This is a genomic window from Mesorhizobium sp. M4A.F.Ca.ET.090.04.2.1 (assembly GCF_003999085.1).
Classification (GTDB): Bacteria; Pseudomonadota; Alphaproteobacteria; order Rhizobiales; family Rhizobiaceae; genus Mesorhizobium.
Map to the genome: position 1 here is coordinate 1 of NZ_RZOT01000071.1, position 15148 is coordinate 15148.

A 15148-nucleotide genomic window follows, 5' to 3' on the forward strand; every position below is an offset into this window, starting at 1 on the left:
GAGCACCTCCCTCTGTCCTGCCGGACATCTCCCCCTCAAGGGGGGAGATTGGCTGTCGCCTCTGCCTTCGCCAATCTTCAACGTTTCAGAATTGGCGAGACAGACAAGCTGCTGATCTCCGGGGAGATGTCCGGCAGGACAGAGGGGGCCCTCGTAGAACTCAACGCCTACGATAATTTCGCGAATTCTCATCCGCGCAAATGTGTCACGATTCCAGATAAGTGTCCGCCCAGTTCGACACCGCCCAGCGCGGGTTGTTGGCGATGTTGCCGACCGTATCGCGGGCGACGCTGATGAAGCTCCATTCTGCGACGTTGATCAGCGGGAGATCCGCCGCGACCTTCTTCTGGAATTCCTTGTAGAGCTCGGTGCGGGCGGCGGTATCGAGCGTCTCCGACGCCTTGGCGATCAGCGCATCCAGTTCCACGTTCCTGTAGCCGCCCTGGTTGGAGAAGGGCACGCCATCCGGGATGCCGCTCTGTACGAGAATGGTGGTCGAGATCGCCGGGTCGCCGCGGAACACCGGCGGGCCGACGGCGAGGTCGAAGGCATGGTCAGTGTAGACGGCCTTGATGTGGGCGGGAGAGTCGTTGTTGACCAGTTCGGCGTCGATACCGACGGCGGCGAGCGCCTGGCGCAGATAGTCGCCGAACTGCTTGGTCTCGTTGAAGTAAGGCGCCGGCAGGAGCTTCAGCGAGAAGCGGTTGCCGTCGGGGCCTTTCTTGTAGCCGGCCTCGTCGAGAAGCGCATTGGCCTTGGCGACGTCGAATGCATAGGTCGGCACGTCGGCGGTGTAGAACTGCGGATCGTTCTTCGGCACCGGGCCGGTCGCGGTGGCGGCGTAGCCGAGGAAGATCGTCTTGACGACGAAGTCCTTGTCGATGGCATGCGCGATCGCCTGGCGCACTTTCAGATCGGCCAGCTCCTTGCGGCGGTGGTTGATCTCGACGACGAGCTGGTAGGTCAGGCCTTCATAGCCCTTGGTGATCACCTTCAGGCCAGGCACCTTGGAGATGCGGTCGAGGTCGGCGAGCGGCACTGCGGAAAAGGCGGCGAGCTGGATTTCTTCCGCCTCGAGCGCCGCGGCCGCCGACGTGCGGTCCGGCAGCACCTGGTAGACGATCTCATCGAGATAGGGCTCGCCCTTGCCCCAATAGTCGGCGTTCTTCGCCAGCCGGTAGTACTGGCCGGCCTTGTATTCGGCGAATTTGTACGGGCCGGTGCCGACCGGCGCGTTGTTGGCCGGGTTCTCCTCGATCTTGCCGCTCTCATAGACATGCTTCGGCACGACGCTCGAAAGCGCCGGCAGGGCATTGCGGATCAGCTGGAACGGCGTCGGCTTGGCGAATTTGAAGATGGCGGTCAACTCGTCCGGCGTTTCGACCGCCGTCAGGTCCTTGAACACTGTGCGGCCGAGATTCTGCAGCGGCTTCCATACCTGCAGCGCCGAGAAGGCGACGTCGGCGGAGGTGAATGGTTTGCCGTCATGCCACTTGACGCCGTCGCGCAGCTTGAACGTCACCGAGAGGCCATCGGCGGCGCCTTCCCATGAAAGTGCCAGGCGCGGCTGGAGCCCGTCCTTGCCGTCGAAGGAGGATTCGGCCAGCGTTTCCACCACCTTGCTGGAAATGAAGAAAACGCCGTTGGAGGCGACGATCGCCGGGTTGAGGTTGCGCGGCTCGGAGTCGGCGGCTACGACCAGCCGGCCGCCCTTCTTCGGCGTCTGCGCGCGGCCGATCACCGGCAGCGCGGTGGAGGCGAGCAGCGCCGCCGAGCCGGCAAGCACGGTGCGCCTGGAAATGGTGAGAGCTGACATGATCGACCTCCGTCCTCCGCGCCACCCGCTCGGGCGCCAATCCCTTGACGCCAGCTTGTCCACGAGCGTCGTTGCGGCAGCGATTATGAGCCTCGCCAAGGGTTTCGCCAGAGACGGATTTGGCGCATTCTGGCGTGGCTTTGAAATTTCCGTCCGCTGGACCAGTCGTTAGGCAAGCGGTTCAGTCGAACAATCTGGTAGGACCAGATGTTGCTATTGACGCGCGAGAACGCGGCATTGTGACAATCGATGACGGCCGGAAGCTGATTTCTGGCTGGACCAGAGTAGCCAAAGTGATGCAGATTTAGCCGACAGCCAAATGATCAGCCACAAAACCAGCCGGCGAGCCGGCCCGATCGGCCAGCACATTCAGGGAGAGAAAAAATGAACATCGCCCCGGGCAAGAATGCGGTCGCCATTCCATTCGACCAGGCCAGGCTGGACGGGCTGATGGAGGAAGCCGGCATCGACGTGCTGCTCGCCACCTCCAAGCACAACACGCAATATCTGCTCGGCGGCTACAAGTTCATCTTCTTCGCCGCCATGGATGCGATCGGCCACAGCCGCTACCTGCCGATCGTTGTCTACGAGAAGGGTGGGCCAGACCGCGCTGCCTATATCGGCAACCGTATGGAGGGCGCCGAGCACCAGAACAACCCGTTCTGGACACCGACCTTGCACGCCGCCTGCTGGGGCACACTGGATGCCGCCAATCTCGCCGTTGAGCATGTGCAGAAGATCGGCAAGGGCGAGGCGCGCATCGGCATCGAGCCGGCCTTCCTGCCGTCGGATGCCTACACGCTGGTTCGCAAGGCGCTGCCGGATGCGAAGCTGATCGATGCGACCGGCATGCTGGAGCGCATGCGCGCCATCAAGACCGACGCCGAGCTCGAGAGGCTGCGTGTCGCCTCCGAGCTGATCACCGATTCGATGCTGGCGACCATCCAATGGGCGCGCGAAGGCACGACCAAGACCGAGATCATCGAGCAGCTGAGGCGCGAGGAGACCAATCGCGGCGCGCATTTCGAATATTGCCTGCTGACCCTGGGCTCCAGTCACAACCGCGCGGCCTCGCCGCAAGCGTGGAAGCAGGGCGAGGTGTTGTCGATCGATTCCGGCGGCAACTACCACGGCTATATCGGCGACCTCTGCCGCATGGGGATTCTCGGCGAGCCGGACGCAGAGCTGGAGGATCTGCTGGCTGAGGTGGACGTCGTGCAGCAGGCGGCGTTTTCGAAGGTCAGGGCGGGCACGCTCGGTGGCGATATGATCGCCCATGCGGAGGGCGTGCTGAAGGCCTCGAAGGTCTCGCCTTACACGGATTTCTTCGCCCACGGCATGGGGCTCATCACGCATGAAGCGCCCTTCCTGATGACCAACCATCCGGTCACCTATGAAGGCACCTATGCCGGGAAGCCGCTGGAAAAGAACATGGTGCTGTCGGTCGAGACGACCATGCTTCACCCGACACGCGGCTTCATCAAGTTGGAGGATACTGTCGCGGTGACGGATAATGGCTACGCGATGTTCGGCGACCGGGCCAGGGGATGGAACAGGGGCGGGATTTCATAAGGCCGAAAGTCGGCGCCGCCCCTCATCCGCCTGCCGGCACCTTCTCCCCGTAGAACGGGGAGAAGAAGGCAGCTTCGGCGATTTGCGAAATCGTTGATGAAGGCGTCTTTCTCCCCGTTCTACGGGGAGAAATGTCCGGCAGGACAATGAGGGGCGGCGCCAGCCTCGAAGGTTCACTCCCCTGCCGGCAGCACCCTGAAATCCGGCAGGTCGCGCAGCGCCAGTTCCGGGCCGGCCGGCGAATAGACGACGAAGAGCTGCATCGGCTGGTCGCCGGTGTTGAGCGTCGAATGGAAGCGGCTCTCGGGCACATAGACTGTGCAGCCGGGGCCGACTTTCGCGACCACCGGATTGCCGTCCTCGTCCTCGACCATCTGCTCGCCATGGCCGGAGATGACGAAGATGATTTCTTCGGCGCCGGGATGGTTGTGGCGGGTGTGGCCCTTGCCGGAGGGCAGGTCGACGACGCCGCCGGAAAAACGCTCCGCACCATTCACTTCGGGCGCGACCGTCAGGGCCAGCCTGCCCCAGTCGAAGCCAAAGGCGCTGACGTCCTTCGGATACACGAACATCTTGCTCTTGTCGGTCATCGTCTCATCCCTTCTTTTTCTTGATGGTCGCCTTGCCGCGGCCGATCGCGACCGCCTTGAAATCCGCCGTCTGTTTGGCGATTGCGGCCTCCGCCGGCAGCCGTTCCATCGAGCTCGCGCCATAGAAGCCATGCAGCCCTTCGCAGCGCTCGAGGATGTAGCGGGCATCGTCCGGCATCGAGATCGGCCCGCCATGGCAAAGCAGGATGACGTCCTTGCGCACCGAGCGCGCGGCGTCGGCGATAGCGTCGATCTCCTTCACGCAGTGGTCGAGCGACTTCGCCGACGTGGCGCCGATCGAGCCGCCGGTCGTCACGCCCATATGGGCAACAATGATGTCGGCGCCGGCCTTTGTCATGGCGCGCGCCTCGTCGGGGTTGAAGACATAGGGCGTGGTCAGGAGGTCGAGCTTGTGCGCCTCGGCGATCATGTCGACCTCGAGCCCAAAACCCATGCCGGTTTCCTCGAAGCTCTGCCGCATGGTGCCGTCGAACAGGCCGATGGTGGGAAAGTTCTGCACACCGGAAAAGCCCATCGTCTTCAATTCGGCCAGGAACAGCGGCATGATGACGAAGGGATCGGTACCGTTGACGCCGGCCAGAACCGGCGTCTTCTTGACCACGGGCAGCACCTCATAGGCCATCTCCTTGACGATCTCGTTGGCGTTGCCATAGGCGAGCAGGCCGGCCGCCGAGCCGCGCCCGGCCATGCGGTAGCGGCCGGAATTGTAGATGATGATGAGGTCGATGCCGCCGGCTTCCTCGGCCTTGGCCGACAGGCCGGTGCCGGCGCCGCCGCCGACGATCGGCACGCCATCGGCGAGCATCTTGCGGAACTTCTCCAGTATTGTCTTGCGCGAAATTGCGGCCATGCGTCCGGGTCTCACTTCTTGACGATATCGAGGAAGGCCGCGGTCGCGGCCCTGGCGAATTCGGGATCGTTGATGTGCAGCGGCAAGCGCGTCACGATGCGTGTTGCCGTCGGACGGATCGTGCGTTCGATGGCCTCGAACAGCGCGGCATCCGCTTCCGGATCGAAGAAGGCGCCGCCGTCGATGTCGAGCGCCGAGACGCCCTTTTCGGGGATAAGGAAGCGGACCGGACCCTCGCAGCGGCTCAGCTTTTCGCCGATCCATTCGCCGATCTTGCGGCATTCGTCCGGCGTCGTGCGCATCAGCGTCACGTTGGAATTGTGTTCGTAGAGCAGGCGTCCGCGATAATGCTCCGGAATGGTCGGCGGCGCCCAGAAGTTGACCATGTCGAGCGCGCCGGCCGAGCCGACATAGGGAAGTTTCGTGCGAGCGGCGGCGCCGAAGCGATCCTGCGTCGCCGGCAGCACGCCGCCGAACAGCAGGTCGCAGACCTCCGTCGTGGTTATGTCGATGATGCCGGCGAGCAAGCCCGAGTCGGCGAGCTTCTCCATCGTGCGGCCGCCGGTGCCGGTGGCGTGGAAAACCATGCAGTCATAGTTGGCGCGCAGATGGTCGGCGATGGCCGTCACGCATGGGGTGGTGACACCGAACATGGTAAGCCCAAGCGACGGTTTGCCGTCGGCGGATGGGGCCGGGTTCCCCACCATGCCCGAGATCGCCTGGGCGGCATTGTGCAGCACGATGCGCGACAGGCGGTTGAGGCCCGCCATGTCGGTCACCGATGGCATCATGACAATGTCGGAGACGTCGACATAGGGTGCGGTGTCCCCGGAGGCGAGCGTCGAGACCATGACCTTGGGCAGGCCGAGCGGCAGTGTGCGCATGGCCGATGTGACGATCGAGGTGCCGCCGCCGCCGCCGATACCGATCATGCCGGATATGTCGCCGCGCGACTGGACGAAGCGGGCGAGGGCGAAGGCCATCGCTGCGACCGACCTGCCGCGGTCGTCGTTGCCGAGCACGGCGTCGCGGCCCTCGGGGTGATGGGCGGCTACCTCTTCGGCTGACACATCGACCGGCACGGTGGTAGCGCGCGTTCCGACGTCGACGCGGGTCACGGTAGCGCCGGTGGCGGCGATCGCGTCCGCCAGGAAGGCAAGCTCCTCGCCCTTGGTGTCGGCGGTGCCCACCACGTAGATGCGCTTCATCGCGTTCCCCCGTTCCCTGGCATGTCTGGGCGCCGCCCGCCGCCACTCGTTGCCCGGTCACCAAGACCATTGCAATTTTTTGAGACGCGCGTATCGTATTGACATGGATGTCTCACGTCAACAAGCCGCGCCGAACGACGACACCGGTGAGGGCCGAGCGGCCGAGCGTGGCGCGCGCGCCCGCACCAGGCGGCTGATGCTGGAGACGGCCACCAGGCTGATGCAGGGCGGCGCCACACCTTCCGTGAGCGAGGTCGCCGAGGCGGCCGAAGTGTCGCGCGCAACCGCCTATCGATATTTCCCGAGCCAGGCAGCACTGGTGCAGGCAGTGGTCGATGAGGGGCTCGGCCCTATCCTCACCTGGCGCTCGGCGTCGGACGATCCGGAGCGCAGGGTCGCCGAACTCTACGCCACCGCGATGCCGCGTATCGAGGCTTTCGAGGCGACGTTCAAGGCGGCGCTGAAACTGTCGCTGGATCAGTGGGCCAGGCGCCAGGCAGGCACGCTGGGCAATGAGCCGGCCTTCACGCGCGGGCATCGCATCGACCTCCTGAAGGATGCGTTAGCGCCGCTCAAGGGCCGTTTGCCGCCGCGCGAGTTCAAGCGTCTGGCGCAGGCGCTGTCGCTGATGTTCGGCGTCGAGGTGCTGATTGTATTGAAGGACATATGGGGCCTGGACAGTCGTCGCATGATGGCGGTCGCGCAGTGGGCGGCGGGCGCGCTGGTGCGGGCGGCCGTGGCGGAATCGGAAGGCGACGCCACATCGGCGGCAACCGCAAAATAACACAAATCTGGTTGGACCAGATCGCGAAGTCAGTTATGCATAATAGTCCCGATGAGATGATCGAAACAAGGCCCGCGCGTATCAAGGAGTAGGAAAATTAAGGTAAAACAGGCAGATACCGCTGCAAATGGCTTGCCTGACCGTTCCTGATCGCTCAAGAAAGGGCTTGACGTCCCTTTAGAATTGGTAATACCAGATTAAGGCTGACAACGCGGATCGAAAGTGAGGGCTGCGATCCATTTTTCCGCCGGGCGGGGAGGCGCCCAAACCGGAAGAGTGCCATCACTGGAGGAACTACCAGGGCCGGCCTCGCCGCCGGCTCGCATGACACGGTAGAATGCGCACAAGGGAGGAAACATTATGCGCAAGATAGTGACCAGCGTCATTGCTGGTATCGGCTTAGTGCTCGCCTGTGGAACGTCTTCTTACGCGCAGGACAAGGAACTCACCATCTTCTGGGCGGAATGGGATCCGGCAAACTATCTGCAGGAACTCGTCAACGACTACACGGCCGAGACCGGGGTGAAGGTCACCGTACAGACGACGCCATGGCCAGATTTCCAGACCAAGGCCTTTACCGAGTTCAACGCGCATGGCGACGCCTACGACATGGTGGTCGGCGACTCGCAATGGCTTGGTGCCGGTTCGACGCAAGGCCACTATGTCGACCTGACGGACTTCTTCAACAAGCACAAGCTTGGCGATGTGATGGCGCCCGCTACTGTAAAGTATTATGCCGAATACCCTGGCGGTTCCGGAAAATACTGGGCGATCCCGCTTGAAGGCGATGCGATCGGCTGGTCCTATCGCAAGGACTGGTTCGAGGATCCGAAGGAGAAGGAAGCCTTCAAGGCGAAGTACAACTACGACCTCGACGTGCCGAAGACCTATGCGCAGCTGCGCGACATCGCCGAGTTCTTCCACCGTCCGGACCAGAAGCGGTACGGCGTCGCCATCTACACCGACAATTCCTATGACGCGATGGCGATGGGCGTCGAAAGCGCTATCTTCAGCTATGGCGGCGACCTCGGCGACTACGCAACTTACAAGGTCGACGGCATCACCAATTCGAAAGAGGCCGCCGCCGGCCTCGACATGTACAAGGAACTCTACAAGTTCACGCCTCCCGGTTGGGGCAAGACCTTCTTCGTGGAAGACAACCAGGCGATCACCGGCGGCCTCGCCGCGATGAGCATGAATTTCTTCGCCTTCTTCCCGCCGCTGGTAAACAAGGCCACCAACCCGTACGCCGACGTGACCGGCTTCTTCGCCAATCCGGCCGGCCCGGACGGCAAGCGCTTCGCCGCTCTCGGCGGCCAGGGAATTTCCATCGTCTCGTACTCGAAGAACCAGGAAGAGGCGACGAAGTTCCTGGAGTGGTTCATCAAGGACGAGACCCAGAAGAAGTGGGCGGACCTTGGCGGCTACACCTGCAGCCAGGCCGTGCTGAAATCGGAAGCGTTCCAGAACGCTACGCCTTACAACAAGGCGTTCTATGACACGATGTTCATGGTCAAGGACTTCTGGGCGACGCCGGAATACGCCGAGGTGCTAGATCAGCTGAACCAGAACATCTATCCGTTCGTGGTCGGCGGGAAAGGCACCGCCCAGGAAGCGCTCGACAAGACCGCCGCCGAATGGAAGGCGACGTTCACCAAGTACAATCGCTACAAATAAGCATCACATTCAGAATGCCGGAGGAGGGTTTCCCCTCCGGCATTCCTGTTTCAGGGAGACGCTCGTTGGCTTCGGTAGCCCTCACACATCTCGATCCTGCCTCAAGGGCCGCAGCGCGCGGCTGGTCGGATCTGACCATCCGCAACCTGTTCATCATCCCGACGCTGGTGTTCCTGATCGTTTTCAACATCTTCCCGCTGATCTATTCGCTGGGCTATTCCTTCACGAACTTCGCGGCGAACCGGAGCGAGCCTTGGCAGTTCGTCGGCTTGCAGAATTACCGTGAGCTGCTTAGCGACGATCACATCTGGTCGAATTTCATCATCACGGCGAAATACGTCATCGTTTCGGTGGCCGGCCAGATGATCGTTGGCTTCGGCCTCGCGCTGCTGCTCAACCGCAGCTTTCCGATGAAGGGCCTCATCACCACGCTGCTGCTATTGCCGATGATGATGTCGGCAGCTGTCGTCGGCCTGTTCTGGCAACTGCTCTACAGCCCGTCATGGGGCCCGATCAACTACGTCTTCGGCCTGGGCGACTTCGCCTGGCTGTCCAACCCCGACAGCGCGCTCTACGCCGTCGCGATCACCGATATCTGGATGTGGTCGCCCTTCGTCATGCTGCTTTCGCTCGCCGGCCTGTCGGCCGTGCCGCAGCACCTCTACGAGGCCGCGGCGATCGACCGCGCCGGTTGGTGGTACACCTTCACCCGCATCACCTTGCCGCTGGTCTCGCCGATTCTTTTGATCGCGCTGATCTTCCGCACCATGGAAGCCTTCAAGACCTTCGACATCGCCTACACGATGACGACCCAGCCGACCGCCGAACTGATTGCGATCCGGCTCTACAAGCAGGCGTTCCAGCAATGGGATACCGGCAAGTCCTGCGCGCTGGCCTACATCGTGCTGATCATGGTGCTGGCCATCACCAACCTCTACGTGAAGTACCTCAACAAGGTGAAGGAGCGCTGAGATGGCCGCCGTCCGCACTTCTTCCGAGATTGCCCTCAACCGCGCGGCAATCGTTGCGGTGCTTATCGCGACGCTGATCTTCCTCGCGCCGATCTACTGGATCGCCTCCACTGCGTTCAAGCCGAAGGAGTTGGCGGTCAGCGTGCCGCCCACCGTCCTTTTCCAGCCGGAAGTCACCCCCTTCATCCGTCTGTTCACCAAGCGCGTGCAGATGCAGAAGCCTGTCGACCCGCAAGTCTACGAGGCCGCGCCCTGGTGGGAGAAGCGCATCTATGACGGCGGCGAGCGGGTGCTGAAGGTTGGCAAGGACGTGCAGCTTTCGCAGTATCCCAACCGGTTCATGAACAGCCTGATCGTGGCGGTCATCAGCACGGTGCTCGCCGTCGGCATGGGGACCTTCACCGCCTACGGCTTCTCGCGCTTCAAGATCGCAGGCGAGGCGGACCTTCTCTTCTTCATCCTGTCAACACGCATGCTGCCGCCGGTGGTCGTGGCGATCCCGATGTTCCTGATGTACCGGATGGTCGGCCTCAACGACTCGCATATCGGCCTGATCATCCTCTACGTCGCCTTCAACCTGTCCTTCTCAGTCTGGCTGATGAAGGGCTTCATGGACGAGATCCCGAAGGAATACGAGGAGGCGGCGCTGGTCGACGGCTACACCCGCATGCAGGCCTTCTTCAAGATCGTGCTGCCGGAAGCGGCGACCGGTATCGCTGCCACCGCGGTGTTCTGCTTCATCACAGCCTGGAACGAGTACGCCTTTGCGCTGATCATGACCAACCGACGCGCCCAGACGGCGCCGCCCTTCATCCCCAGCCAGATTGGCTCGGGCCTGCCGGACTGGACCACGATCGCCGCGGGCACCTTCCTGTTCCTGCTGCCGGTCGCAATCTTCACCTTCCTGTTGCGCAACCACCTGCTTCGCGGCGTCACCTTCGGAGCGATCCGCAAATGAGTTTTCGCGCGGTCAACCAGAAATACCTGTTGCCGGCCTCGCAGATTCTCATGGTGCTGGGCATCATTGCGCTCTGCCAGCCATGGAGCCTCGGCCTGCATTCCTATGGCGTGACGATCATCCTGATCGGCCTGATCGGCTTCAACATCACGTCAAAGATAGCGCCGGAGCGCCCGGAGGAAACCGGCGCCGCGATGCACGAGGGGGCACGGCAGTGACGCAGATCGAACTTCGCGGCATCGAGAAATTCTTCGGCGCCGTTCAGGTCATCCACAATCTGAACCTCGCCATCGCCGACAACGAGTTTATCGTGCTGCTTGGCCAGTCGGGCTGCGGCAAGACCACGACGCTGCGTGCGATTGCGGGGCTCGAAACGATCGACCAGGGCGACATCCTGATCGACGGCAAGGCCGTGCAGCACCTCAAGGCTGCCGACCGCGACATCGCCATGGTGTTCCAGTCGTTTTCGCTCTACCCGCACATGACGGTGTTCGAGAATATCGCCTTTCCGTTGCGCGCAACGCGCATGGGAAGCGGCGAGGTCGACACGTCGGTTCGCGAGGTCGCCCGGGTTCTGCGGATCACCGACCTGCTCGGCAAGAGGCCGTCGGCGCTATCCGGCGGCGACATGCAGCGCGTGGCGATCGGCCGGGCGCTGGTGCGGCGCCCGAAGGCGATGCTGATGGACGAACCGATCGGCGCGCTCGACGCCAAGCTGCGCGAGGAGATGCGGGCCGAGATCAAGCGGCTGCACATCAAGCAGGGTTCGACCACGATCTACGTCACGCACGACCAGATCGAGGCGATGAGCCTGGCCGACCGCATCGTCATCATGCATGAAGGATTCATCCAGCAGGTTGGCACGCCGGACGAGGTCTATTCGCATCCCGCCAACCTGTTCGTGGCCCAGTTCGTCGGCAGTCCAGTGATGAACGTCGCCGAAGCGTCTGTCTCCGAAAAGGCGTCGGCCGCCTCGGTCACCGTCGGCGATGCGCCCGCGGGTTTCGAGTTCCCGAGCGCGCTCTTGTCGAAGCTCAACGGCCACGCAGCCAATGGCGGCCTGACGCTGGGTATCCGGCCGGAAGGCGTGCTCGTCCGGCGCGATGCTGCGCCGGGCTACATGCCGGTGGAGGCGCATATCATCGAACCGCTTGGCTCCTTCGACATCGTCGATCTCAAGGTCGGCTCCCAGATGCTGCGCGCCCGCACCAAGGCCGGCTACGTCGCCGGACCGGGCGAAAAGGTCCACGCCCGCATCGATCCGGAGCAGGCGCATTTCTTCGATACGGCAAGCGGCAAGTCGCTAGGAGTAAGGCTGTAATGGCCCATATCGAACTCAAGAACATCACCAAGACGTTCGGCAATCACACCGCACTGACGGGCCTCGACCTCGAAATCGCCGACGGCGAGTTCTTCGTGCTGCTCGGCGAGACCGGCGCCGGCAAGACGACGACGCTGCGACTGATTGCCGGGCTCGAGAAGCCGACCGAAGGCCAGGTCTTCATCGACGGCGTCGATGTCGCCGACTGGGGGGCGGCCGAGCGCGACGTGGCGCTGGTGCTGCAGCAATATTCGCTCTACCCGCGCTACACGGTGCGCGAGAACCTTGAATTCCCGCTGAAGCCGAAGATCCGCCGTCTGCCGGACGCCGAGATCAAGGATCGCGTCGCGCGCGCCGCCCGCACGCTCCGCATCGAGCATCTGCTCGACCGCAAGACCGACCGGCTGTCAGGCGGCGAGATGCAGCGCGTCTCGATCGGCCGGGCCATCGTGCGCAAGCCGCGCGTGTTCCTGATGGACGAGCCGCTGTCGGCGCTCGACGCCAAATTGCGCGAGGCGCTGCGCACCGAACTGAAGAACCTGCAGATGCAGCTCGGCGCCACCTTCCTCTTCGTCACCCACGACCAGATCGAGGCGATGTCGATGGGTGACAAGGTCGGCGTGCTCAATCATGGCCGCATCGTCCAGACCGGCACGCCGCAGGAGATCTACAACAATCCGCGCGACACCTATGTGGCGAGCTTCGTCGGCTCGCCGCCGATGAACCTTATCGACGGCAAGCTGGTCGACAACCGGGCAGTGATGGCGCCGATGAATTTCGAACTGCCGCTTTCAGGGGGAGGAGCCGGCAATGCGGTCGACGGTCGCCCGCTCGTCTTCGGCATCCGTCCGGAGGACGTCTATCTGGAGAGCGGCGCGCCGGTCGAGGCACGCGTCCACGACGTCGAGAACCACGGCGTCGAAAAGATCGTGACGCTGAGAGTCGGCGACGCGATGCTGAGAGCCACTGTGCCGGCAAGGACTGCCGTCGAGATCGAACAGCCTGTGCGCTTTGCCTGGAATCCGGACAAGGTGGTGATGTTCGACAAGGGCAGCGGCGTGAGTCTGCGGCACGCCAGCTAGGCGGACGGTCCCTTCAAGCTACCGGGGCAGGCAGGCGCGCGGGCCCCTTTGCCCTACCTCGGCAGATAGGTCTCGTACGGCGTGTCGTTGATCAGCAGGATCACGCACTCCGTGTCCGAGAGGCAGGCATCGTCGTGCATCTCATTGGCCTTCTGGGTCCAGTAGGACCCTGGCGGCAACGCGACCTTGGTCGCCTCGCCGCCATCCATCTGCCAGTGCGCCCACAGCCCCTGAATGACCACGGCGCGATAGTCCGCGGTATGCGCGTGAACAGGCGCGCGCCAGTTGCCGGGAACTTTGAGCAAGGTTCCCGCCGGGCCCTTTGCACGCTCGCCCCATAGCGGGCCGAGGCGCTGCGGCTGGTCAGGCGCCTCGACAGCATAAGGGATCTTGCTCGCCGGCAGGTAGCTGTCTTCGAGGGCGAATGCCCGCCCCGGAAAGACGGTGAGCGCGGCGAGCGCAAGCAAGGCTGGGTGATTGACCATGGCGGGTTCCTCCGCCGGCCAGCTTAAGCTGCCCCCGCCGGCAGGGAATGACGCTGCGTCCAAAACACTTGGCAATTCCTCCAGGCGACAGGAACCGACCCGCGTTCAGGCGACCGGGCTGTCGTCGCCGTCGCCGGTGTTGCGCAGATGGCTCGGCGCCACGCCCATGACGCGCTTGAAGGCGCGGCTGAAGGACGCCTCGGAATCATAGCCCAGCCTTGTCGCGGCCACCGAAACCCGCATGCCGTCGCGGGCCAGCCATTGCCGCGCCTGGTGCATGCGAACGCTGAGCACATATTTGGCCGGCGTCTCGCCGACCACGGTGGCGAAGCGCTGGGCGAAGGCGGAACGCGAGGCTCCCATCATCCGCGCCAGCGCCTCGACCGTCCAGTCGCGGTCCGGCTGCAGGTGGATGGCGGCCAGCACCTTGCCGACATCCGGACTGCGGACGGCGGCGATCCATCCGGTGGCATCGCCGCAGCCGTTCTCCACCCAGGAGCGGATGATGGTGGCGGCCAGCACATCGGCAAGGCGCGCCAGGATGCCGCCGGAGCCGACCCGGTCCATCGTCACCTCGCCGGCCATCGCATCGAGCAGGTGCTGGATGCCCGGAGCGTTCGCCATCAGCTTACGTGCCTGCATCAGGTCCGGCATCATGTCGAGCAGCGGATGCGAGCCGTCGAGATTGAAATGCATGCTGCCGCAGAACAGCAGGGTCTTGCAGCCATCGCAGCCATTGGAGACGTCGTAGATGTTCTCGCAAACCGGCTCGATGCTGTAGCGGCCGATCGGCACGGCAGGCACGCCCGGCGCGCTGGCCAGAACGTGCTCGTCGCCGCGCGGGATCAGCAGCGCGTCGCCGACCGACAGCTCGATCCATTCCTTCGCCGGCGAGAACAGCCAGCAGCCTTGCTGGCCGATGAAGTGGAAGCGCGCCGCCTTCTGCGCGGGAAAGGACACCGCCCAGGGTTCCCCCAGCACGCAGCGACCATAGTCGACGCCGTCGAGGCGGAGGCCGCGTAGCATGTCGGTCAAAGGATCGCCGGAAGCCGGCAGTGCGGTTCTGGACGAATTGTAATTCATTTCGGCGTTTCTAGCATGGAAACTCCATCGCGTCACTTCCTATGTTGCATGTCAGCCAAATGTTGCGCCGCAAACAAGTCGGACTGGCAGAGCGCGCCCGCGAAGCATGTAACGGGTGGAGGCCGAGCCGGTCATTTCCTAAGTGGCGCGCAAACAGATCGGAGATTTAGCCATGACCGAACCCACCACGGGCGTCATCGACGCCGCTGTTCTAGACAGCGCCGACTCTCAAGAACGATCAGAGCCTGCTTGGGGCGCGGTGGTGTCGCTGGCGCTCGGGGTGTTCGGCCTTGTGACTGCGGAATTCCTGCCGGCCAGCCTGCTGACGCGGCTGGCGCAGGACCTCGGCGTCAGCGAGGGCGCGGCCGGGCAAGCGGTGACGGCGACGGCGGTGGGCGGCGCGATCGCGGCGCCGACCATGGCCATCGTCACCAAGCGGCTCGACCGCCGGCTGGTGATGTGGATGCTGACGGTTCTGCTCATCGTCTCCAATCTGCTCGCAGCCTTTGCTTCCTCGCTGACCATGCTGCTTCTGGCCCGGGTGGTTCTCGGCGTCGCGCTCGGCGGCTTCTGGTCGATGTCGGCGGCGATGGCGCTGAGGCTCGTGCCGATGCGGCTGATGCCGCGCGCCATGTCGATCATCCTCACCGGCGTTTCGGTCGCCACCGTCACCGCCGCGCCGGTCGGCGCCTATGTCGGCGATGTCTGGGGCTGGCGCACCGCCTTCATG

15 protein-coding genes are annotated in these 15148 nt (G+C 63.6%); 9 read left to right on the forward strand and 6 right to left on the reverse strand.

The window, feature by feature from the left end; all coding sequences use genetic code 11:
• Positions 1–205 precede the first annotated feature (205 nt).
• Entirely contained in the window at positions 206–1816 is a 1611-nt protein-coding gene (locus tag EN781_RS07790; RefSeq protein WP_126058193.1) for an ABC transporter substrate-binding protein, read from the reverse strand.
• A 384-nt stretch (positions 1817–2200) separates the two neighbouring features.
• Between EN781_RS07790 and EN781_RS07795 the strand changes: the two genes are divergently transcribed.
• Entirely contained in the window at positions 2201–3388 is a 1188-nt protein-coding gene (locus EN781_RS07795; protein ID WP_126058194.1) for a Xaa-Pro peptidase family protein, read from the forward strand.
• 173 nt (positions 3389–3561) lie between these two features.
• Here the strand turns inward: EN781_RS07795 and EN781_RS07800 are convergent, their stop codons facing one another.
• Genes EN781_RS07800 through EN781_RS07810 form a run of 3 tightly spaced genes read right to left on the reverse strand, consistent with a single transcriptional unit; the run spans position 3562 to position 6057 of the window.
• A complete protein-coding gene (locus EN781_RS07800; protein ID WP_126058195.1) occupies positions 3562–3978 on the reverse strand; it encodes a cupin domain-containing protein in 417 nt (138 codons plus the stop codon).
• A gap of 4 nt (positions 3979–3982) precedes the next feature.
• Positions 3983–4849 carry a phosphoenolpyruvate hydrolase family protein gene (locus tag EN781_RS07805; RefSeq protein WP_126058196.1) on the reverse strand — a complete coding sequence of 289 codons (867 nt, stop codon included), beginning with the start codon at positions 4847–4849 and terminating at the stop codon, positions 3983–3985.
• 11 nt (positions 4850–4860) lie between these two features.
• On the reverse strand, positions 4861–6057 hold the full coding sequence (locus tag EN781_RS07810) for a Tm-1-like ATP-binding domain-containing protein (protein WP_126058197.1): 1197 nt from the start codon (positions 6055–6057) through the stop codon (positions 4861–4863).
• Between the two features lie 103 nt (positions 6058–6160).
• Between EN781_RS07810 and EN781_RS07815 the strand changes: the two genes are divergently transcribed.
• From EN781_RS07815 to EN781_RS07845, 7 genes are all read left to right on the forward strand, one after another.
• A complete protein-coding gene (locus EN781_RS07815) occupies positions 6161–6841 on the forward strand; it encodes a TetR/AcrR family transcriptional regulator (RefSeq protein ID WP_126058198.1) in 681 nt (226 codons plus the stop codon).
• 360 nt (positions 6842–7201) lie between these two features.
• Positions 7202–8518, forward strand: a complete 1317-nt coding sequence (locus EN781_RS07820) for an extracellular solute-binding protein (RefSeq protein WP_126058199.1) — start codon at positions 7202–7204, stop codon at positions 8516–8518.
• Positions 8519–8583: 65 nt separating this feature from the next.
• Positions 8584–9489, forward strand: a complete 906-nt coding sequence (locus EN781_RS07825) for a sugar ABC transporter permease (RefSeq protein ID WP_126058200.1) — start codon at positions 8584–8586, stop codon at positions 9487–9489.
• 1 nt (position 9490) lies between these two features.
• The gene (locus EN781_RS07830; protein WP_126058201.1) at positions 9491–10447 is read left to right on the forward strand and encodes a carbohydrate ABC transporter permease; all 957 of its coding nucleotides are present in this window, start codon (positions 9491–9493) and stop codon (positions 10445–10447) included.
• Positions 10444–10665: a hypothetical protein gene (locus EN781_RS07835; RefSeq protein ID WP_126058202.1), complete on the forward strand. Its 222-nt coding sequence runs from the start codon at positions 10444–10446 to the stop codon at positions 10663–10665. Before EN781_RS07830 ends, EN781_RS07835 begins: the two co-directional genes overlap by 4 nt.
• On the forward strand, positions 10662–11768 hold the full coding sequence (locus EN781_RS07840; protein WP_126058203.1) for an ABC transporter ATP-binding protein: 1107 nt from the start codon (positions 10662–10664) through the stop codon (positions 11766–11768). The genes EN781_RS07835 and EN781_RS07840 overlap by 4 nt, the downstream gene beginning before the upstream one ends.
• Positions 11768–12850, forward strand: coding sequence for an ABC transporter ATP-binding protein (locus tag EN781_RS07845; RefSeq protein ID WP_127399892.1), 1083 nt, complete (start codon positions 11768–11770; stop codon positions 12848–12850). The genes EN781_RS07840 and EN781_RS07845 overlap by 1 nt, the downstream gene beginning before the upstream one ends.
• Positions 12851–12903: 53 nt before the next feature.
• Here EN781_RS07845 and EN781_RS07850 read toward each other — a convergent pair whose 3' ends face one another.
• Both EN781_RS07850 and EN781_RS07855 read right to left on the reverse strand, forming a co-directional pair.
• On the reverse strand, positions 12904–13335 hold the full coding sequence (locus EN781_RS07850; protein ID WP_126058204.1) for a DUF4437 domain-containing protein: 432 nt from the start codon (positions 13333–13335) through the stop codon (positions 12904–12906).
• A 105-nt stretch (positions 13336–13440) separates the two neighbouring features.
• Positions 13441–14418 (reverse strand): AraC family transcriptional regulator, encoded by a 978-nt coding sequence (locus EN781_RS07855; RefSeq protein ID WP_126058205.1) that lies wholly within the window; start codon positions 14416–14418, stop codon positions 13441–13443.
• A gap of 172 nt (positions 14419–14590) precedes the next feature.
• Between EN781_RS07855 and EN781_RS07860 the strand changes: the two genes are divergently transcribed.
• On the forward strand, positions 14591–15148 hold a 558-nt coding region (locus EN781_RS07860; RefSeq protein ID WP_145965458.1), incomplete at its 3' end, for an MFS transporter.